A 20821-nucleotide genomic window follows, 5' to 3' on the forward strand; every position below is an offset into this window, starting at 1 on the left:
GCCCTTTCCTTGACCACCCGCCTGCTCCATTCGCTGCTGGTGCTGCTGGTCATGTCCTTCGTGGTCTACGGCCTGATGGGCCTGATGCCCGGCGATCCCATCGACCTGATGATCGCCGGCGATCCCCGCCTGACGCCCGAGGACGCGGCGCGGCTCAAGGCGCTGTACGGCCTCGACCAGCCGTGGGTGGAGCGCTGGCTGCGCTGGCTGGGGCAGTTCGCCCGGGGCGAACTGGGTTATTCCCGCCTCTACGCCCGGCCGGTGGCCGAGGCCATGGCCCCCGCCCTGCTCAACAGCGCCGTGCTGATGCTGTCGGCCATGACGCTGTCGCTGTCCATCGCCATTCCCCTGGGCATCGCCGCCTCGCTCCGGCCCGGCAGCCCGCTCGACCGGCTGGTCAACCTGCTGGCCTTCGCCTCGGTGTCGGTGCCGGTGTTCTGGCTGGGCCTGATGCTGATCGTGGTGTTCGCCGTGTCGCTGGGCTGGCTGCCGGCCGGCGGCGTCGAGACGGTGGGCGGCGGCGGCGGCCTGGCCGACCGCCTGCGCCACATGGCGTTGCCGGTCTCCGCCCTGGCCCTGGCCGGCATCGGCCAGGCGGCGCGGCACATGCGGGCCGCCATGATCAACGAGGCCGGTTCCGACTACATCCGCACGGCGCGGGCCAAGGGCTGCGGCCCGGCCCGCGTAGTGCTGGGCCACCAGCTGCGCAACGCCCTGCTGCCCATCACCACCATCGTGGCGCTGGAATTCGGCGGATTGTTCTCGGGCGCGCTGATCACCGAGACGGTGTTCGCCTGGCCGGGCATGGGCCGCCTGATCTACGAGGCGGTGATGGGCAACGACTTCAATCTCGCCTTGTCGGGGCTGCTGCTGGCCACTGCCATGACCCTGGCCGGCTCGATCCTGGCCGACATCGCCTATCAGCGCCTCGATCCGCGGATCGGCCGGCCATGAGAAGCGGCGCCATCATCCTCGCCCTGCTGCTCGCCGCCGTGCTGGCCGCCCCCTGGCTGCTTCCCGCCCCCGATTCCATGGACCTCGCCATCCGCTTCGATCCGCCGTCCCTGGAGCATCCGCTGGGTACCGACGACCTGGGCCGCGACATCGGGGCGCGGCTGGCCCAGGGCGGGCTGGTCTCGCTCAGCGTGGCGGCCATCACCGCCCTGATGGCGGCGCTGATCGGCACCCTGATCGGCCTGCTGGCCGGCTATCACGGCGGCAGGGCCGACGCCCTGCTGATGCGCCTCACCGACGGCGTGATGGCCCTGCCGCTGCTGCCGCTGCTGATCGTGCTGGCCGCCGCCGATCCGGCCAAGCTGGGGATGCCCCCCGGCATGACCGGGTCCGAGGCCTTCGCCGTGCTGCGCCCCGCCTTGATCATCGCCTGCGTCGCCTGGACCGGGGTAGCGCGGCTGGTGCGCGCCGCCGCCCTGTCGGTGCGCTCGCGCGATTACGTTCGGGCCGCCGAGGCCCTGGGCGCCAGCCCCGGGCGGATCATGCTCCGCCACATCCTGCCCAACGTCGCCTCGCCCATCGTGGTGGCCACCACGCTGTCGGTGGGCAACATCATCCTCATCGAAAGCGCCCTGTCGTTCCTCGGCCTGGGCATCCGCCCGCCGCTGGCATCGTGGGGCAACATGCTGACCGGGGCCATGGACGTGGTGTGGAGCGCGCCCCTACTGGCCTTCTGGCCCGGCGCGGCCATCTTCGCCACCGTGCTGGGCTTCAACCTGCTGGGCGACGGGCTGCAGCGGGCGCTTGACCCGAAACGCCTCAGTGGCTGAACAGCACCGGCACGGTCATGGACTCCAGCATGTGCCGGGTCGCCCCGCCCAGCACCATCTCGCGCAGGCGGGAACGGCCGTAGCCGCCCATGACCATCAGGTCCACATCCTCGTCGGCGGCGCGCGACAGCAGCATCTCGCCGACGTTGAGATCGTCCGAGGCCACATGCTCGCACACCGCGTTGACGCCATGGCGCGACAGGTGCAGGCAGATGTCGGCGCCGGGAATGTCGCCGTGGCCGGCCATGCCGTGGCCGGGATTGATGGCGATGACGTGGACGGTCTGGGCGCCCACCAGCAGCGGCATGGCGTCGTGCACGGCGCGGGTGGCCTCGCGCCCGCCGTTCCAGGCGACCATCACCCGGCGTCCCGGGGTGGGGAAGCGGCCGGCGAACGGCACCACCAGCACCGGACGGCCCACCGCCAGGATCAGCTCGTCGGCCAGACGGCGGGAGTCGGAATCCGGCTCGGCCTGGCCGATCACCGCCAGGTCGGCATAGCGGGCATGCAGCGCCACCACCTCGGCGATGGGGCCGCTGACGTCGCGCCATTCCCGCGTCACGCCCGGCCCGGCATCGAAGCCATCGGCCAGGGTCTTGACCCGCCGGGCCGCCTCGGCGTCGCCGGCGGCGCGGATCTGGTCGAGGTCGCCGCCGAACTGGGCGGTGAGATGAGACGGCAGCGGCACCTGATCGCGCACGTTGAGTGCGATCAGGTGGGCCTGGAAGCGGGCGGCGAGGCCGGCGGCGAGGTCGAGACGCACCCGGGCGCGCGGGTCGTCATCCACATGGACCAGGATATCCTTGTACGTCATGGCGCATCCCCCGGAAGCTTGGGCCAGAGGGTATTCTAGCCCCAACCGGGGGCGACAGCCAAATCACTCCGGGAAATACAGCCCCGAGCTAATAGCTGGTCGCCTCGCAGGACTGGCGGTGCAGCTTCAGCACCTTGCACAGCTTGGTGGCGTCGGCGCGGCTCTTCATGGGGCCGGCGACGATGCGCCAGCGGGTTCCCCGCTCGCCCTGCTCGATCCTGGGGAAGGTCGCCTCGATACCGCCCAGTTCCTCGGGGAACTTGGCCTTGATCCTGGCCCAGGTATCGCGGGCCTCGGCCTCGGTCTTGGCGCTGCCGAGGCCGGCGCCGGGGGTTCCGCCGCCCGAAGCCTTGGCGGCGGCGCCGTTGGCGGTTCCCTGGCGCAGGCCGGTGGCGGTGCCGGAAACCGGCTGCTTGGCCAGCTGGGTGTCGAGGACCTTTTCGACGGCGGCCTTTTCGCGCTTGGCCTCGTCGGCCGAGACCAGGTTGGCGGCGCGCAGGCGCTCGACCCGGCCGACGGCGGAGGCCGCCTCCATGACGTCCCTGGGCGGCAGCACCGGCAGGTCGACCTTGCGCGGCTCGGCCGGCAGCAGGGCGTCGAGGATGGCCAGACGTTCGGCACCGTGTTCGGCCGGCGACAGGGCGCGGCTTTCCAGCGCCACGCCCAGGGCCCGCAGGCGGTCCACTACCTGCTCCTCGGTCGGGCCGGGGCGTTCCAGCCCCTGGGCCGGCGGCAGCTTGGAGGAATAGGGCAGCAGGGCGCCGAGATTGGTGTTGCGGCGCCGGGAATGTTCGTCGGGGGTGACCAGCCCTTCGTCCAGCAGGCGGCGCAGGGCGCGGAAACGGGTGGCGACGTTGGTTTCCGCCTGGGTGGCGCCGCGGGTCGCCATCATGGAGGCGGGCGAGCCCTGGCCCGGCTCGCCCAGCGGTTCGGCGGCGACCATGCCGCGCGAGGCCCCCTGCGGCGTCATGGGCTCGTATTGCTGCGGCGTGGCGTCGGGGCCGCGCCCCGAGCGCAGCGCCGAACCGGCGACGGGACGGCCCAGCATCTTGTCCACCACCAGCAGGTTGGCCTGGGCCACGTCGACCAGCGAGCGCACCTGCGGCCCGCCCTGGGACGGAGTGGTGAGGGTGACCTGCGGCCGGTTGGCGATGATCACCTCGTAATACTGGCGCGCCAGATCGTAGCGGCCGGTGGCCTGATAGACCATGCCGGCGGTGTAGAGGGCATAGGGGTCCTTGGGGTTACGCCGCAGCGCCCCGATGGCCAGCCGCTCGGCGGTGCTGTACTCGCCCCGGGTCAGGGCGGTCATGGCCCGTTCGCTGGAATCGTCCTCGAGCAGGGGGGACTTCATCACGGCGTCGGTGAAGCCGCGCGGATCGTTGAGCACGCCGCATCCCGCCAGCGCTGCCGCCAGCGACACGGCCAGGACGCCCCTCAGCAACCCGTTCATCCTCATAGACCTCGTCCCCCAAGATGGCACGATCATCCGCCCCTTCCGGACTCTCACATCGGGACGGACGGGACAAGACCTTTTCAGCCTTCCCGGCATAATGCGTCAATGAACCTTCACACTTTGCTAATGGCTGAGAACGCGGCGGCTGGTATAGTTGGCGGATCGACCGGGGGACGTTATGGACGGCCGGGAAATCGAGTTGAAGCTGGCGCTGGCGCCCGAGGAAATGGGCCGTATCGCCGCACGTCCCTGCCTGACCGCCGGAAGACTGGCCGAGCCGGTCTCTAAACGCCTGTCCTCCATCTATTACGACACGCCGGATTTCGCCCTGGCGGCCCAGGGCATCGCCGTCCGGGTCCGGCGCACCGGCTCGGGCCTCGTCCAGACGGTGAAGACCGCCGGCACCACCGTCTCGGGACTGTTCGACCGCGACGAGTGGGAGACACCGCTTTCCTCCCCCGACCTGGATGCCGGGCAATTGCGCCTGACCGGGCTGGCCGCCTTCGCCGAGGAAAATCCGGCCGCGTCCCTGTCCCCGGTCTTCGCCACCGAGGTGGAGCGCACCGTACTGCGCCTGGGCGGCGATGGCTGGGAGGTGGAGGTGGCGCTGGATCGCGGCGCGGTACTCGCCGGCGACCGGCGGGAGGACATCTGCGAGGTGGAGCTCGAGCTGGTCAGCGGCACCCCCGCCCACCTGTTCCAGCTGGCCGCCCGCATCCTGGACGAGGCGGCGGCCCGCCCGCTCTGCCTGTCCAAGTCCGAGCGGGGCTACCGGCTGGCGGCAGGCAAGGATTCTCCCGCGGTGAAGGCCAAGGCGCCGGTCCTCACTCCGGCCATGACGGTGGCCGAGACCTTCCGCGCCATCGCCCATTCCTGCCTCGAGCACCTGATGCTCAACGAACGCTGCCTGCTGGCCACCGAGGCGGGCGAGGCGGTCCACCAGATGCGGGTGGCCATGCGCCGCCTGCGTTCGGCCATCAAGGTGTTCAAGGGGATCACCGCCGGCCCGGACCTGAACCGGGTCAAGGACGACCTGCGCTGGCTGCTGGCCCATCTGGGGCCGGCCCGCGACGCCGAGGTGTTCCTGTCCGAGATCGTCGAGCCGGTGCTGGCCGCCCATCCCGGCGATGCCGGCCTGCTGGCGCTGCGCACCCATTGGCGCAGGGACCGCGAGGCCAAGCTGGCCGCCGCCATCGCCGCCGTGCGCTCGCGGCGCTACGCCGCCATGATCCTCGGCCTGGGGCGCTGGGTGGAGACTGGCGACTGGCTGGGCCCGCCCGGTCAGCCGCCGCGCCGGCGACTGGCCGAGCCGGTGGCCGCCTTCGCCACCCGCCGGGTGGACAAGGCGGTGCGCCGCCTGCTGAAGGAGGGTGGCGAGACCCTGTCGCGGCTGTCGCCCGAGCATCGCCACGCGGTGCGCATCCGCTGCAAGCAGGTGCGTTACGCCGGCGAGTTCTTCGCCTCGTTGGCGCCGCGCAAAACCACCAAGGTCTTTCTGGCGGAATTGTCGGAGCTGCAGGACGTGCTGGGCCAGCTCAACGACATCGCGGTGGCCGGACCGAAGCTGTCGGGGCGCGGCGCCGAGGCGGGCTCGTCCAGGGCCGCCGGGCTGGTCTCCGGCTGGCACCAGAGCCGCCGCGCCGCCCTGCTGGCCGAGGCGGACAAGGCATGGAAGCGCTGGCGGTCCCTGCCGGTGCCATGGAAAGGGGAATAGGGGATGCGGGCGTCCCGCCCGCAAGCCCGCCTAAGGCGACGTGCGCCATTTGGCGTACGGTGATCTAGCGGAACACCCGGCCCAGCAACGGCGGAATCTCGGCGGCGGGTACCGGGCGGCTGAACAGGTAGCCCTGGGCGATATCGCAGTTGATGGCGGCCAGATGGGCCAATTGCTCGGCGGTCTCCACCCCTTCGGCGATGACCTTGAGGCCCAGGCCGGAGGCCATGGCGACGATGGTTTCCACCAGCACCTTGCGCTCCTGGCGCTCCAGCATACCGATCATGAACGAGCGGTCGATCTTCAGGGTGTCGAAGGGAAAGCGCTCGAGGTAGCTGAGCGACGAATAACCGGTGCCGAAATCGTCGATGGACAGCAAGATGCCCATGTCGGTCAAGGTGCGCAGCAGGACGTCCACGTCGCCACGCTCGGTCAGCAGCAGCCCTTCGGTGATTTCCAGCTCCAGATTGCCCGGCGGCAGGCCCGAATTGCCGAGGGCGGCGCGCACGTCGTCGAGGAAGCCGGCATCCTGGAACTGGCGCGGCGAGACGTTGATGCACAGCCGGAGATCGGTATGCCCGGCCTCCACCCACCGGCGGGCGTCGCGGCAGGCGGTATGGAGCACCATCCGCCCGATGGGAACGATCACCCCGCTGGTCTCCGCCTGGGGGATGAAGCGGTCGGGGGGCACGTGGCCCAGCTCGGGATTGCTCCAGCGCAGCAGCACCTCCACCCCCATGGCGCGGCCGGTGCTGACCTCGACCAGGGGCTGGTAGGCCAGATGGAACTGGTCGGTGCCCACGGCGCGGCGCAGTTCGCCCTCCATGCGCAGCCGGGCCTCGGCCTCCTCGTTCATGCGGCTGGTGAAGAAGCAGAAGCGGTTCCGCCCGGCCAGCTTGGCCTGGTACATGGCGATGTCGGCGTTGCGCAGCAGGGTCTGCTGGGTGCGGCCGTCCTCGGGATAGATGGCCAATCCGATGCTGGCGGTGGCGATCAGCTCGCGGCGGCTGATGGTGAAGGGCTGGGCGAAGCTTTCGACGATGCCGGAAGCCACGGTGCGCGCCGCGTCCGCATCCTCCATGTCGCCCATGATCACCAGGAACTCGTCGCCGCCGAAGCGGGCCACGACCCCCGCCGAGCCGGCGGCCTGCCGCAGCCGTTCCGAGGCCAGCACCAGCAATTCGTCGCCGTATTCATGCCCCAGGGAATCGTTGATGGCCTTGAACTCGTCCAGATCAACGAACAGCAGGGCCACCTTGCGCCCCCGGTCGCGGGCCTGGTCGATCTGCTGGCCGAGCCGGTCCAGGGCCTGCACCCGGTTGGGCAGGTCGGTCAGGCCGTCGAACAGCGCCTGATGCTGCAGCTTGCGCTCCTGGTCCTTGCGGATGGAGATGTCCTCGATCTGCAGCAGGTAGTGGGTGGTATCCTCGCCCGGGGTGGCCACCTTGGAACCGTAGACCTGCTGCCATTGCCGCGCCCCGTCCTGGCGTTTGACCTGAACCTCGCCCCGCCACTCCCCCTGGGCGAGCAGGGCCTGCCAGAACTCCTCCAGCGCCGCCTTGGCCTTGCCGGGATACAGCAGGGCCAGGTTTCGCCCCACCACCTCGGCGGAAGGATGGCCGGTGATGCCGGCATGGGCGGAATTGACGTACTGAACCACCCCGTCGCAGCCCACCACCGCCACCGCCACCGGGCTCTGCTCCACCGCCTGGGAGAGCAGGCGCACGCTGGCCTCCGCCTTCTTGCTCTGGGTCAGGTCGCGGATGGAGGTGACGCGGACCGAGTTCGCCCCCATCCAGCTGTGCTTGGAATAGATCTCCATGGGAAAGACCGAGCCGTCCTTGCGGACACCGCGCACCTCGTAGGGCGCCTCGTATTGCTGGGCCACCATGCTCTTGGCCAGGGGGATGTCGCGCGGGTCGATGACGTCCCACGCCCACATGGTGAGCAATTCCTCGCGCGGGTAGGCGAACAAGGTCTCGAACGCCTTGTTCATGTCGATGATCTTGCCCTGGAAATGGATGCAGATGGCCTCGGTCGCCACGTCCGACAGGCGGCGGAAGCGGTCCTCGCTGTCCTGGAGGGTCTTGCGGGTCTGCCATACCTCGGTGATGTCGCGGATGGCGCCGTTGATGCCGGCGAAACGGCCATCCGAGTTATAGTGGGCGCAGGCATAGATGGCGACCCAGATGGCGGCGCCGTCCTTGCGGCGCATCTCGATCTCGGCCCGCGCCGCGCGGCCGCGCGCATGGCGGATGCGCTCCACCACCTCGAGACGTTCGTCGGGCCGTATATAAAGACGCGCCGCGTCGGTGCCGATCAGCTCGGCCACCGAATAGCCGAAGACAGCGGCCGCGTTGGGGGAGATCCAGGCGATGCGTCCCTGCGCATCGATGCTGTAGAGCACATCCGGCAGATCATTGAGCAGCGCGGCGTGCAACTCCGCCGGAATCCGCTCCCCGGCGGTTTCTGGTGCCTGTCCCATTCTGCCTCCCGGTGGCCCGGCGCGTTGAACCGCGCACTGGTTGCCGCAAACTCTATTTATTGGAGAAAAACCAGCAACATCCTCATGGTTACTCTACAATATAAGATGTAGCTTTTGAACACCTTTCAAACGGCAAGTTACCCCGGAAGCATCACTCGTCCAGCTTCTTGCCGTCCAGGTCCCGGGACTGCTGCTCGGCTTCGCGGCGCGCCGCCTCCTTTTCCTGGCGGTTGCGGCCGAAGCGCACGCGGTTGCTCCTGGCCGTCTCCTCGGCCTCGGCCTTGGCGCGCGCCTTCCGCGCCTTGTTGAGATTGACGATTTCCGCCATGGCCACCTCCCACGAAAGACCTCGACCCACTGTAGGAGCCGGCCGTCACGCTGTCGATTCGCATCCCACGAAGAAAGAGGCTTGCGCACCCCGGATTCGACTGCTATATCACCGGCCCTCGCGCGGGTGTAGCTCAGTTGGTCAGAGCGCCGGCCTGTCACGCCGGAGGTCGCGGGTTCGAGCCCCGTCACTCGCGCCATTCCTCTCTTCGAGGAATGGCATCGCAAACGCCGGCCCCCAGGGGCCGGCGTTTTGCGTTTCAACCCCGGCCCAATCATCGCACAAATATTAATCAACAAAAAATTTATGCCCATAAATAAGGCCATCGTCGCCATCCGGGCGACTGCCCCGCCGAAACATGCCGTGATTTTAGGCTCATGCCCGAGATGCCTGCCTATTTTGCACACACCACCCAGCTGCCCGCAAAACGCGCCGACAGTAAGTTACTGTTATTAAACGACTCTTCTCCAACCACCCATCTGGCATGCATCTTGAAGCCGCGCCGCCATCCCGCGGCGGCGGCAGCATTTTGGGCAGAGGAAGCAAATGGAGACCACGAAAACAGGCGCCGATGTATTGTTCATCCTCTTGGGGGCGATCATGGTTCTGGCCATGCATTCCGGCTTCGCTTTCCTGGAGGTCGGCACGGTCAGGAAAAAGAATCAGGTCAACGCCCTGGTCAAGATTCTCTCAGACTTCGCGGTCTCGACCATCGTCTATTTCTTCGTGGGCTACTCGGTGGCCTACGGCACCAGCTTCCTGGTGGGGGCCGACGTGCTGGTCGGCAAGACCGGCAACGCCTTCGCGGCGTCGGGCTACGATCTGGTCAAGTTCTTCTTCCTGGCCACCTTCGCGGCGGCCATTCCGGCCATCGTGTCGGGCGGCATCGCCGAACGCGCCAAGTTCAACACCCAGCTGATGGCCACCGCCCTGCTGGTCGGGCTGGTCTATCCCCTGTTCGAGGGTATGGTGTGGGGTACCCGCTTCGGCTTCCAGGACCTGATGAAGGGCTGGTTCGGCGTGGCCTTCCACGACTTCGCCGGTTCGGTGGTGGTGCATGCGGTGGGCGGCTGGATCGGGCTGGCCGCCGTGCTGATGCTGGGCATCCGCCTGGGCCGCTACCGCAAGGACGGCCGTCTGGTGGCCTTCCCGCCGTCGAACATCCCTTTCCTGGCGCTGGGCGCCTGGATCCTGTCGGTGGGCTGGTTCGGCTTCAATGTCATGAGCGCCCAGCTGATCGCCGACATTTCCGGCCTGGTGGCCATGAACTCGCTGATGGCCATGGTCGGCGGCATCGTCACCAGCCTGCTGGTGGGCCGCAACGACCCCGGCTTCGTCCATAACGGCGCCCTGGCCGGCCTGGTGGCGGTGTGCGCCGGTTCCGACGTCATGCATCCCATCGGCGCCCTGGCCACCGGCGGCATCGCGGGGGGCATGTTCGTCTGGCTGTTCAACCTGTGCCAGATCAAGTGGAGGATCGACGACGTGCTGGGCGTCTGGGCGCTGCACGGCATGTGCGGCTTCATGGGCGGCATCGCCTGCGGCGTGTTCGGCCAGGAGGCCCTGGGCGGCCTGGGCGGAATCAGCCTGGGGGCGCAGATCGCCGGCACGGTGACCGGCGCCGCCTTCGGCCTGGCCGGCGGACTGGCCGTCTATGGCGGTCTCAAGGCGGCCTTCGGCATCCGCCTGTCGGACGAGGAGGAATTCGCCGGCGCGGACCTCTCCATCCACCAGATCGGCGCCTATCCCGAGGACGCCACCACCGTCCACGACGACGGGCTGGCCATGTCGGCGCATTCGGCCAACAAGCGCCGGGCGGGCTGATCCCGATGGTATGAAACGTCGAGGGCCGCTCCCCACGGAGCGGCCCTTTTCCTATTGCGCCACCACCGAGGAGGCGGGGAAGGTCAGCACCACGCGGGTTCCCTCGCCCACCTTACTTTCCAGGCTGAGATTGCCGCCGTGCAGTTCCATGAACCCCTTGGCCAGCGGCAGGCCGAGGCCGGTGCCTTCGTGCTTGGGGCTGATGGCGTTCTCCGCCTGGCCGAAGGGCTGCAGCACCATGGGGATGTCCTCGGCGGCGATGCCGACGCCGTCATCCTCCACCGCCACGGTGACGCAGCCGTCCACCATGCCGGCCTCGACCCGGATATTGCCGGATTCGGGGGTGAACTTGGCGGCGTTGGACAGCAGGTTCAGCACGATTTGCTTCATCAGCCGCTCATCGGCGCGAATCCGGGGCAGGCCGTCCTGGGGCGTGAAGCTCAGGGACTGGCGCTTGCTGGAGACCACGTGGCTGACCAGACGCATGGCGGCCCGCACCGCCTCGGCCACGTCGACCTCGCTTTCGCGCAGGACCACCTTGCCCACCTCGACGCGCGATACGTCCAGGATGTCGCTGATCACCCTGAGCAGATGGTGGGCGGATTCCGAGATGTTGTCGAGGAAGCCGCCGTAACGCTCCATGTCGGCCTCGCCCATGATGGAATGGGCCAGCTCGGAAAAGCCGATGATGGCGTTCAAGGGCGTGCGCAGCTCGTGGCTCATGTTGGCCAGAAAGATGGTCTTGGCCCGGGACGCGGCCTCGGCGGCCTCGCGCGCCGCCTGGGCCTGCTCCTCGGCCTTGGCGCGGCGGCCGATCTCCTTCTGCAGCCAGAGGGTCCGCTCCTCCACCGCCTGCTGCAATTCGTCGTGGGCGCGGCGCAGGTAGTCCTCGGCCTGCTTGCGGGCGGTGACGTCGCGGGCGATGCCGGCCAGCCCCACCACCTCGCCGTTCTGGCGGATGGGAACCTTGGTGACCGAGTACCACTGGGCGTTGCCGGCGGCATCGGCCACCGCCTCCACCTTGTCCAGTTGCGAGGCTCCCTGCTCGATGATGGCGCGCTCTTCCGCCTCGACGGCCGCCGCCTGCTCGGATTCCAGCAGTTCCGACAGGCGCTGGCCGACCAGGTCGCTGGTCTCGGCCAGTCCGATCAGCCGGGCCTGGGGCTGGTTGACGCGCGAGAACTTGAGCTGCAGGTCCTTGATGAAGATGGCGTCGGGAATGTTGTTCATCAAAGCGAGCAACAGGGTGCGTTCCTGCTGCAGGGTGCGGTCGAGGCGCCAGCGGTCGGCGGCGGTGCGCACCACCACCTTCAGTTCCAGCGGATTCCACGGCTTGGACAGGTAGGCGTGGATCTGGCCGAGATTGACGGCGCTGACCAGGGCGTCCAGGTCGGAATAGCCGGTGACCAGCACGCGGGTGGCGTCGGACAGCACGCGGGCCTGGCCCAGGAACTCGGCGCCGCTCATGCCCGGCATGCGCTGGTCCGAAAGGATCACCGCCACCTCGTGATCCCTGAGGATCTCCAGCGCCGAGGGACCGTCATGGGCGGTCCACACCTGAAACTCGTCTTCCAGCAAATCGGTAATGGCCGTCAGGATCTGCGGTTCGTCATCGACGACCAGCACATGTTCCTTCGGGCCGGTCCGGGACGTGCTCATGGGCTCAGGCCCCTTCGAGGTTGACGGGGATCAGGATGCGGATTTCGGTTCCCTCGCCCGGATGGCTCGACACCTCGATGCGGCCATCATGGCTCTTGATGATGCCGTAGGAGATGGAAAGCCCCAGGCCGGTCCCCTGCCCCACCGGCTTGGTGGTGAAGAAGGGATCGAAGATGCGTTCCTGGATTTCCGGCGGGATGCCGCTGCCGGTATCGGCCACGGCGATGACGAACATGCCGTCGTGGCGATAGGTGCGCACCGTGATGGCGCCCTTGCCGTCGATGGCGTCGACGGCGTTGGCGACCACGTTCATGATCACCTGGTTCAGCTGGCCGGCATAGCAGGCCAGCATGCTGTCGGCGGTGTAGTTGCGGCGGACCTCGATGCGGTCGCTCATCTTGTGGCGCAGGAACAGGAGGACAGATTCCACCGCCTCCCGGATGTCGACGGTCTTGAACTCGCCCTCGTCGAGGCGCGAGAAGGTGCGCAGCTTGACCACCAGCTCGCGCACCCGCTCCAGCCCCTGGCCGGTGTCGGCGATACGCTTCCTGGCCTTGTCCAGCTTGGCCACATGGTCCTCGGCCAGACAGGGCGCCGCCTCGGCCATCACGGCGGCCAGCCAGTTCTCGATGGAAAAGACGTTGGACAGCGCGAAGGACAGCGGGTTGTTGATCTCGTGGGCGATGCCGGCCACCAGTTGGCCCAGCGACGCCATCTTTTCCGACTGGATCAGATGCACCTGGGTCTCGCGCAGCTTGGTGTTGGCCTCCTCCAACTCGGCATTGGCCTTGGCCAGTCCCTCGGCCAGGGCGGCGCGGGCCTCGGCCGCCTCCTTCTCCGCCTTGGCGCGCAACGTCTCCATCTCGCGCAGGCGGATTTCCTCGACGATGCGCTGGTTCTGCTCCAGCAGGAACTTGCGGCGCAGCAGGGCGCGCAGGCGGGCGCGCAGCAGGCTCATCTCGGTGGACTTGCCGACGAAGTCGTCGGCCCCGGCCTCCAGGGCGCGGGCGACGTTCTCCTTGTGCTCGTAGGCCGACAGCATGAGGACCACCAGCGGCGCGTCGCTATCGGAGCGCAGCTTGGAGAGTTCCTTGCATACGGCGATGCCGTCCATGCCGGGCATCACCATGTCGACCATGACGCAGTCGAAATCGCTCTCGGACAGCAGGCGCAGCCCCTCGGTGCCGCTGGTCACCTGGGTGACGTCGCAGCCTTCGTCGGTCAGCTCCTGAGCCAGGCTTTCGCGGTAGGTGGCACTGTCGTCGATGATCAGCACCCGGGCCCGGCGGAACAGCGAGCGCCCGACCTCGACGTTGACCGCCTGGCGCCGCGCCTTGCGCAGCAGGTTGTGGACGCGCAGCAGCAGGATTTCCGGGTCCTCGGACTTGGCGACGAAATCGTCGGCGCCGCTTTCCAGGCCGTGCAGCTCGGCCGCCGAGGTCTCGTCGGCGGTCAGCATCATCAGCGGAATGCTCCGCGTGGTGATGTCCATATGGATCTGCCGGCACAGCTCGTCACCCTGGATGCCCGGCAGGTGGTAATCGACGATGATCAGGCTGGGGCGGCGGCGGTTGATCTCTTCCAGGGCGGCCTCGCCGGAATGGGCGCAGACGGTCTGGAAGCCCTCCTGCTCCATCACCAGCTGGAGCTTGAGGGCCTGGGTCACCGAATCCTCGACGATGAGGATGAGATGGTCGTCGGTCAACGCGTCCCTCCCAGGGCAAGTTCACGCAATCTGGCGGCGATGGCCGGCAGCGGCAGGGTCTCGCGCGCGCCGCCCAGCTTGGCGGCGGCGGCGGGCATGCCGTTGACCACGCAGGTGGAGGCATCCTCGACGATGGTGTAGGCCCCCTTGTCGGCCATCTGCCGCAGGCCGTCGGCCCCGTCGGAGCCCATGCCGGTCAGCACCACGCCGATGCCATGCTGGCCCAGCTCGCGGGCCATGGCGGCGAACAGCACGGTGCCCGACGGCTTTTGGCTGCACACGGCGGGCGAGTCGAGAATGGCCAGATGGCCGCTGACCAGCCCCAGATGCCGGTCGGCGGGGGCGACGTAGACCCGTCCCGGCACCGGCTTCTCGTCATCCTCGGCGATACGCACCTCGAAGGGAGTCGCCCCCGACAGCCAGGTCACGAAGCCCTCGAGGAAGCTCGCCGTGATATGCTGGACCAGCAGGATGGGCAGGGGGAAGTCGGCCCCCAGGCCGCCCAGCAGTTGCACCAGGGCCTGCGGCCCGCCGGTCGAGGCGACGATGCCCGCCATGGAATAGCTCACCGGCCCGCTGCGGGGCGGCAGGGCCGGCGTCTCGTCGCTGCCGAAGGACAGGCCCCGGCTGATCCCCTGGCGCACCACCTGGACCTGGCTCATGATCGCCAGCTGGGTACAGATCTTGGCGGCCATGGTCTCGTAGCCGGCATTGGTGACGCCCACCGGCTTTTCCACCACCGACAGCGCCCCGGCGCGGAGCGCATTCATGGCGATGTTGAGTTCGACGTCGTCCACCTGGGCGGCGACCACCACGATGGGGGTGGGGCGGCGCGCCATGATCTTCAGCGTGGCGTCCAGGCCGTTCATGCCCGGCAGGCGGATATCGAGCGAGATGACGTCGGGCCGCAGCGTGTCGAGCTGCTCCAGGCATTCCTCGGCGCTGGCCACCGCCGCCAGCACATCGAACCGCTCGTCCGAGCCGATGATGTGCTTCAGCAGTTCCCGGACCACCAGGGAATCCTCGACGATGAGAACCTTGATCTTCTTTCTCATAGGAACTGCCCTATAGTTTCGAGGAGTTCCTTCTGGTCGAACTTGCGCTTGACCACATAGGCGTCGGCGCCCAGCTCCAGCCCGCGCTCCTTGTCTTCCCGCGCCTCCAGCGAGCTGACCAGGATCAGGGGGATGGATTTCAGCGCCGGGTCGGACTTCACCGCCTGCAGCAGGCCGAAGCCGTCGAGGCGCGGCATCTGGATGTCCGAGATGATCAGATCGATCTGCTCGGCCCGCAGGCGCCCCAACCCCTCCAGCCCGTCATGGGCCAGGCGGACCTGATAGCCGTGGGCCTCGAGGATGCTTTTTTCCAGGGTGCGGGTGGTTAGCGAATCGTCCACCACCAGGATCACCGGCACCCGGGTCTCGGCCGGCTTCTCCACCGTGGTCAGCACCCGGATGCTGCCCGACTTCCGGAAGGTCTCGACGATCTCGAAGGGATTGAGGACCAGGGCGATGTCGCCGTCCTCCAGCAGTACGCCGCCCGCCACCATGGTGCCGCGCGCCCCCGGCACGCCGATATCCTTGACCAGGCCCTCGCGGATGGACAGGAAGCCGTCGATGGCCACCGCCACCCGGCGTTCGCCGTTCTTCAGCACCACCAGCGGCACCACGTTGCGCGTCACCTTGACCGAACTTTCGCCCAGCGCCAGCAGATGGGCCAGGGACAGCAGCGGAATCTGCCGGTCGCCCAGGAACACCACCGACTTGCCCTCGACGGTGCCCACGTCCTCGGCCCGCACACGGTAGAGGCGGTCGACGCCCTCGGTCGGCAGGGCATAGACATGGCCCTGGCATTCCACCATGAAGAGGCGCTGGGTCGAGACGGTGAGCGGCAGCGACAGGCGGAAGCGGGTCCCCGCCGGCTGGCGGTCCTGGACCTCCACCGTGCCGTTCATCATGGCCATGGCTTCCCGCACCACCGACAGGCCCATGCCGCGCCCCGACAGGTCGTCCACCACCCTTGCGGTGGAGAAGCCGGGATCGAAGATCACGTCGATCAGCGACTGGCGGTCCACCTGGAAGGATTCGGCCTCGGAGAACATGTTGCGCTCCACCGCCTTGCGGCGGATGGCCTCGAAATTGACGCCGCGGCCGTCGTCGTCGATCAGCACCACCAGACGGCCCTCGGAGACGTCGAAGGACAGCCCCACATGGGCCGCCGCCGACTTGCCCTCCGCCTTGCGCTCGTCGGGCGGCTCGACCCCGTGGGACAGCGCGTTGCGCAGCAGGTGCATCACCGGGTCCTTCAGTCCCTGCAGCACCATGCGGTCGGCCTCGACGTCCAGGCCGGAGACCTTCACCACCACCTGCTTGCCGGCGGCGCGGGCCAGATCGCGCACCATCTTGCGGAATCCGCCGAAAATGGAATCGGCCGGCACCATGCGGACCTGGCGGACCTCCTGCTGCAGGTCGTTGCCCAACTGGCGCAGCGCCCAGCCGGTGCGCTGCTGCCGGCGCCGCACGGCGCGCAGCTCGCGGCTGATGCCGGTCAGGGTCTGCTCCAGGGCCTCGTACTGGCGCTCGAGCGCGATGGCCCGGTCGTAATCGCCCAGGTCGCGCAGCGCGGCGGCGGCGTTCTTGCGGGCGCGCCGCCACGAGCGGTCGAAATCGGCCAGGGTGCGATCGAGACCGAGCAGCGACTGGGTCACCTGCCGCTGGTTCATGGTCTCGGTCAGTAATTCGTTGGACGAGCGCAGCAGGCGGTCGAGGTGAAGGGCCCGGACCCGCACCGTTTCCTCGGGGCGCACCGGGGCGGCGGCGGAGCGGTCGGCGGCGGTTTCGTCGTCGTCCTCTTCCGCGGGCTCGACGATGGCGATGGACGGGGCGGGGGGCGGAGCAGGCGCCAGAACCGGCGGCGGCGGCGGGGCGGCCAGCGGATGGATCTCCACCGCCTGCCCGTCGATCATCGCCTCGAGGGCGGCGACGGTGGCGGCGGTGTCGGGCAGCGGCTCGTTGGCCAGATTGGCCGCCACCCAATCCTCGATGACGTCGAGCACATGGCCCAATCCTACCGCCATGTCGCGGTCGAGCCGCGACTGGCCGGAGCGGACCTTGGCGAACAGGGTCTCCATGCGGTGGGAGATTTCCTCGATGGCCGGCAGATCCACCGCCCGCGACGCCCCCTTCAGCGAGTGGGCGCGGCGGAAGATTTCGTCCAGCTGCGCAAGCCCGCTGCCTTCCGCCTTGTGCCCGAGGTCGTCGAGCAGCAGGCGGATGGCGTCAACATGTTCCCGGTATTCGATCTGAAAGGCTTGCAGCAGCCTTTCGCGGATACTGATCAAAGCCGGTATTTCTCCAAGGTGCGCGACAGCTTCTGGCCCAGCTGGCTCAGGTCGAGGGAGGCCTTCTCGAGCTGGGCGGTGGTCTGCGCCGTCTGCTGGCTGGCCTGGCGGATTTCATGCAGTGCCTGGGTCACCTGCTCCAGCCCGATCTGCTGCTGGTTGGTGGCGCCGACGATCTGCTGGAAGGCGTGGACGCTCTCCTGGATGTTGTCGGCCATCTGGCGGATGACGTGTTCGGACATGGTGGACTTCTCGCGGCCCAGCTCGACGCGCTTCAGGGCCTCCTCGGTCAGCATCACCGAGGTGTTGATGCCCTTCTGGGTCTGCTCCAGGATGCCGCGCACCTGGGCGGTGGCCTCCTTGGCCTGATCGGCGAGGTTCTTGATCTCGCCGGCCACCACCGAGAAACGGCGCCCCTGCTCGCGGGCGTCGGCCGCCTCGATGGCGGCGTTGAGCGCCACCAGATTGGACTGCTCGGCAATCTCGTTGACCGTGGCGATGATCTCGCCCACCGCCTGGGTGCGCTCGGACAGGGTGATGATATTCTCGGCCACCGTCTCGGTCTGCTCGCGGATGGCTTCCATGCCCTGGGAGGCGTCGCGTACCGCGTGCAGGCCGGCATTGCCCGAAGTGGCCACCGCCTCGGCGGTGCCGGCCACCTGGCGCGAGCGCTCGGCCACCTGCTTGCCCGACAGGCTGATTTCCTCGACGGTGGTGGTGATCTCCTGCACGGCGGCGGCCTGCTGCTTGGTGCCGGCGGCCTGTTCCTGGGCCGAGGACAGGATGGCGGCGGCGGCCGCGGTGAGCGCGTCGCAGGCCGAACGGGTCTGCAGCGCGATGTCGCGCTGACTCTTCAGCATCTCGTCGAAGGCTTCCTGCAGCATGCCGATCTCGTCCGAGGAACTGATCTCCAGCGGCTCGATGCGCAGGTCGCCCTCGGCGATCTTGCGGGCTGCCTCGGCGCAGGCGGCCAGCGGGTCGGCGATCTGGCGGCCGATCAGGCTGCTGACCACCAGCCCCGACAGGGCGCAGATCAGGCCGACGATGATTTCCAGCCCGATCATCGCCCGGATGGAGCTGTCGGCGTGGAAGCTGAGCATCTTGACCGCCGCCTCGGCGGTGTCGCTCAGCTGGGCCTGCAGCACCAGCATTTCCTTCAGCTTCTCCGCCCGGCGGACGTCGCCGGCGCCCAGCGCCAGCAGGCCGGTGGCCGAGGCGTCGTACTGGCGCAGCAGCGTCGCCTGCTCGGCCAGCTTGGCCCGGATTTCCTGGGAGGGGGCCGGCGGCAGATCGGCCCGGGCTCCGGTGTCCAGGTTGATCACCACCTCGCCGCCCTCCATGAGGGCCGCCAGGGAATCGCGCATCAGCCGCAGGGTGGCCTGATGGTCCACCGCCACGCCGTTGCCCAGCAACAGCACCTCCTTGGCGAATTTCTGCGACAGCATGCGCTGACGCCCGGCCATGTCGGTGACCACCGAGTTCTGGCTCTGGCTGCGCAGCACCATGACGTTGAAGGCGATCAACCCGGCCAGGACCAGGGTGAAGCCCAGGGACACCGTCGAGAACTTGCGGCGAAGCTTCAGATTTTTCCACCAGGAGCGGTGCGCGGTCTTGACCATCGGGACTTCCTTCATGACTCATCCGGGTCCTCGACGCGCGTATCCTTCAGCGCGTCCAGGGCCAGAAGCTGTGCGGTATCGAGAAGAATCAGGGCATCGGGGGCGATGCCGGAGATGAAACGCTGCGGCAGGCCGTTGCCGGCCTCGTGCGGGCGGGTCAGCCCGGCGGGGTCGAGGCGGACCACCCGGTCCAGGGCATCGACCCGAACCCCCACCTCGGCGCCGCCGGCCTTGAGGAAGATCACCCAGGTCCGCGCCTCTGGGGCGGGCGGGGTCAGCCCCAGCAGGGAATGCAGGTCGAGCACCGGACGGATCTCGCCCCGCAGATTGGTGACGCCCAACAGGTATTGCGGCTGGCCGGGGACCGGGGTCCAGCGGGCCAGCACCATCACCTCGGACAGGCTGTCGAGCGACAGGGCGTAGCGCTCGTTGGCAATGCGGGCCCCCAGGACGTCGAAGCCGGCGGCGACGCGATCGGCCAGCCCGCGCGGAGCGGCCAGGCGCCGGGCCCGGACCTTCAGCAGTTCCTCGGCGAATTCCGCCTCGCTCCACCCGGCGGGCTGTTCGCCCAGGGCGTGGAGACGGTCGAGGATCGTCGCGGCCTGCCGGGACATCAGGCCCCTCCGACCAGTTTGAGATGCATCGCCACCGCCTCACGCATCTGTCCCACGGTGATCTTCTCGCCGGGATTGACCGGCTGCTCGTCGGCAAGGCCGGCCAGCAGGGCCTGCGCGTTGCGGAACGAACGCACGGCCCCGGCGGCATCGTCTTTCCGCGCCAGGAACAACCCCAGGTGATAATGGGGCAGAACCAGTCGCCGGTCGAGATAAATGGCGCGGCGCAAGGCCTTTTCACAGGGCTCGTCCTCGCCCAGTTGCTCGTGGACCATGGCGCGGTAGAAATGGGCCCAGGCGTCGAGGGGAACGGCGGCGATGATGGCGTCGCAGGCGGCGGCGGCCTTCTCCCACTGACCGCTGTCCGCCAGATCGCGGGCCACCTTCAGGCGGTCGCCCCCCTCGGACGGACCCGCCGCCGGCACGGCCGGGGCCGGCGGCGGACGGGACGGAACCGGCGGGCGGACCCGGCGCAGCGGCGCGGCCTTGGACGGCTCGCCCCGGCCCGCCGGCAGCGGAGCCGGCTTGGGAAGGGGAGGAGGCAGGGATGATGGCGGCGGTGATGGCGGCGCCTTCTCCACGACCGCCTCGTCCGGCCGGTCCACCCGCTGGTAGAGGACGGCGCCGGGGGTATTGACCGTGCGGAAGCGGCTGAACAGCCGCTGATTGGGCTCTGCATGCCCCATGATCAGCCAGCCGCCGTCGTTCAGGCTTTCGTGGAAGCAGGGCACCAGGGATTCCACTGTGGCCTGGCTGAAATAGATGATGACGTTGCGGCAGATGATGATGTCGAAGCCGGCGATGTTGTCGGCCAGCGAGGGAAACGGGCTCTTGATCAGGTTGTGGTACTGGAAGCTGACGTTGCGCTTGAATTCCGGGCGGATCTGCCACTGGCTGCCGGCCCGCTCGAAACAGGCGGCGCGCAAGCTGTCGGGCATGGTCCGGAACGCCCATTCGTCGTAGCGCCCTTCCCGCGCCCGGGTCAGGAATTTCTGGTTGATGTCGGTGCCCAGCACGGTGACGTGCCAGCCGGCAATGCGGTCGCCGAACTCGCGCTCCAGCATGATGGCGACCGAATAGGGCTCGGGGCCGGTGGCGCAGCCGGCGCTCCAGATGCGCAGGCGGCGGACCGGGCGGTTGCGCTCGATCACCTCGGGCAGGATCAGGTCGCGCAACGCGTCGAACTGCTCCTTGTGCCGGAAGAAATAGGTCTCGCCGATGGTCAGTTCGGCGATCAGCGCATCCATCTCCGCCTTGCCCTGCCCCTGGGATTGCAGCAGGCCGAGATAGGCGGCGCAATCGCCGCACCCGATCTCCGCCATGCGCTCGGCCAGGATGCGGGCCAGATCGCCGTCCTTGTCGCGGTAGAACGCCATGCCGGTGGTGTCGATGACCAGGGCCTTGAGACGAGGAAAGGCAAGGTCATCCAGGATGGCGGCGACGGCCGGGGACGGATTGGCGGTGAACAGACTCACGACC

15 protein-coding genes and 1 tRNA gene are annotated in these 20821 nt (G+C 68.5%); 5 read left to right on the top strand and 11 right to left on the bottom strand.

Translation table 11 applies throughout. From position 1 onward, the window contains the following. Positions 1-954: ABC transporter permease (locus H261_RS13555; RefSeq protein ID WP_008618482.1), on the top strand; the 954-nt coding region annotated here is incomplete at its 5' end. Further along, a complete protein-coding gene (locus H261_RS13560) occupies positions 951-1784 on the top strand; it encodes an ABC transporter permease (RefSeq protein WP_008618483.1) in 834 nt (277 codons plus the stop codon). The genes H261_RS13555 and H261_RS13560, both read left to right, overlap by 4 nt. On the opposite strand, the gene H261_RS13565 is transcribed toward H261_RS13560, so the two are convergent. Both H261_RS13565 and H261_RS13570 read right to left on the bottom strand, forming a co-directional pair. Next, complete coding sequence (locus H261_RS13565; RefSeq protein WP_008618486.1) at positions 1774-2598, bottom strand: universal stress protein; 825 nt, start codon at positions 2596-2598, stop codon at positions 1774-1776. The two genes, H261_RS13560 and H261_RS13565, sit on opposite strands and share 11 nt — an antisense overlap. A gap of 88 nt (positions 2599-2686) precedes the next feature. Beyond that, positions 2687-4051 (bottom strand): SPOR domain-containing protein, encoded by a 1365-nt coding sequence (locus H261_RS13570; protein WP_152426870.1) that lies wholly within the window; start codon positions 4049-4051, stop codon positions 2687-2689. Positions 4052-4232: 181 nt separating this feature from the next. Here H261_RS13570 and H261_RS13575 point away from each other — a divergent pair, with 181 nt between their 5' ends. Beyond that, positions 4233-5768 (top strand): CYTH and CHAD domain-containing protein, encoded by a 1536-nt coding sequence (locus H261_RS13575; protein ID WP_008618492.1) that lies wholly within the window; start codon positions 4233-4235, stop codon positions 5766-5768. A gap of 64 nt (positions 5769-5832) precedes the next feature. On the opposite strand, the gene H261_RS13580 is transcribed toward H261_RS13575, so the two are convergent. Both H261_RS13580 and H261_RS23930 read right to left on the bottom strand, forming a co-directional pair. Further along, positions 5833-8253, bottom strand: a complete 2421-nt coding sequence (locus tag H261_RS13580) for a sensor domain-containing protein (protein WP_081608947.1) — start codon at positions 8251-8253, stop codon at positions 5833-5835. A gap of 151 nt (positions 8254-8404) precedes the next feature. After that, a complete protein-coding gene (locus H261_RS23930) occupies positions 8405-8581 on the bottom strand; it encodes a DUF4169 family protein (protein ID WP_008618496.1) in 177 nt (58 codons plus the stop codon). A 122-nt stretch (positions 8582-8703) separates the two neighbouring features. On the opposite strand from H261_RS23930, the gene H261_RS13585 reads away from it, so the two are divergent. Together H261_RS13585 and H261_RS13590 are read left to right on the top strand one after the other, a co-directional pair. Continuing rightward, positions 8704-8780, top strand: a tRNA-Asp gene (locus tag H261_RS13585). A 347-nt stretch (positions 8781-9127) separates the two neighbouring features. After that, positions 9128-10405, top strand: a complete 1278-nt coding sequence (locus H261_RS13590) for an ammonium transporter (protein ID WP_008618498.1) — start codon at positions 9128-9130, stop codon at positions 10403-10405. Positions 10406-10456: 51 nt separating this feature from the next. Here H261_RS13590 and H261_RS13595 read toward each other — a convergent pair whose 3' ends face one another. The 7 genes from H261_RS13595 to H261_RS13625 are packed head-to-tail and all read right to left on the bottom strand — an operon-like array spanning position 10457 to position 20817. Further along, the gene (locus tag H261_RS13595; protein ID WP_040476487.1) at positions 10457-12064 is read right to left on the bottom strand and encodes a hybrid sensor histidine kinase/response regulator; all 1608 of its coding nucleotides are present in this window, start codon (positions 12062-12064) and stop codon (positions 10457-10459) included. A gap of 4 nt (positions 12065-12068) precedes the next feature. Further along, positions 12069-13769, bottom strand: a complete 1701-nt coding sequence (locus tag H261_RS13600) for a response regulator (protein WP_008618502.1) — start codon at positions 13767-13769, stop codon at positions 12069-12071. Beyond that, a complete protein-coding gene (locus H261_RS13605; protein WP_008618504.1) occupies positions 13766-14824 on the bottom strand; it encodes a chemotaxis protein CheB in 1059 nt (352 codons plus the stop codon). The genes H261_RS13600 and H261_RS13605 overlap by 4 nt, the downstream gene beginning before the upstream one ends. Then, positions 14821-17109: a hybrid sensor histidine kinase/response regulator gene (locus H261_RS13610; RefSeq protein WP_008618506.1), complete on the bottom strand. Its 2289-nt coding sequence runs from the start codon at positions 17107-17109 to the stop codon at positions 14821-14823. Before H261_RS13610 ends, H261_RS13605 begins: the two co-directional genes overlap by 4 nt. Then, on the bottom strand, positions 17106-18743 hold the full coding sequence (locus tag H261_RS13615; RefSeq protein ID WP_040476489.1) for a methyl-accepting chemotaxis protein: 1638 nt from the start codon (positions 18741-18743) through the stop codon (positions 17106-17108). The genes H261_RS13610 and H261_RS13615 overlap by 4 nt, the downstream gene beginning before the upstream one ends. After that, the gene (locus H261_RS13620) at positions 18740-19342 is read right to left on the bottom strand and encodes a chemotaxis protein CheW (RefSeq protein ID WP_008618511.1); all 603 of its coding nucleotides are present in this window, start codon (positions 19340-19342) and stop codon (positions 18740-18742) included. The genes H261_RS13615 and H261_RS13620 overlap by 4 nt, the downstream gene beginning before the upstream one ends. Then, positions 19342-20817 carry a CheR family methyltransferase gene (locus H261_RS13625; RefSeq protein WP_008618514.1) on the bottom strand — a complete coding sequence of 492 codons (1476 nt, stop codon included), beginning with the start codon at positions 20815-20817 and terminating at the stop codon, positions 19342-19344. Before H261_RS13625 ends, H261_RS13620 begins: the two co-directional genes overlap by 1 nt. Positions 20818-20821 lie beyond the last annotated feature (4 nt).

Origin of the sequence: Paramagnetospirillum caucaseum (assembly GCF_000342045.1) — a bacterium.
Classification (GTDB): Bacteria; Pseudomonadota; Alphaproteobacteria; order Rhodospirillales; family Magnetospirillaceae; genus Phaeospirillum; species Phaeospirillum caucaseum.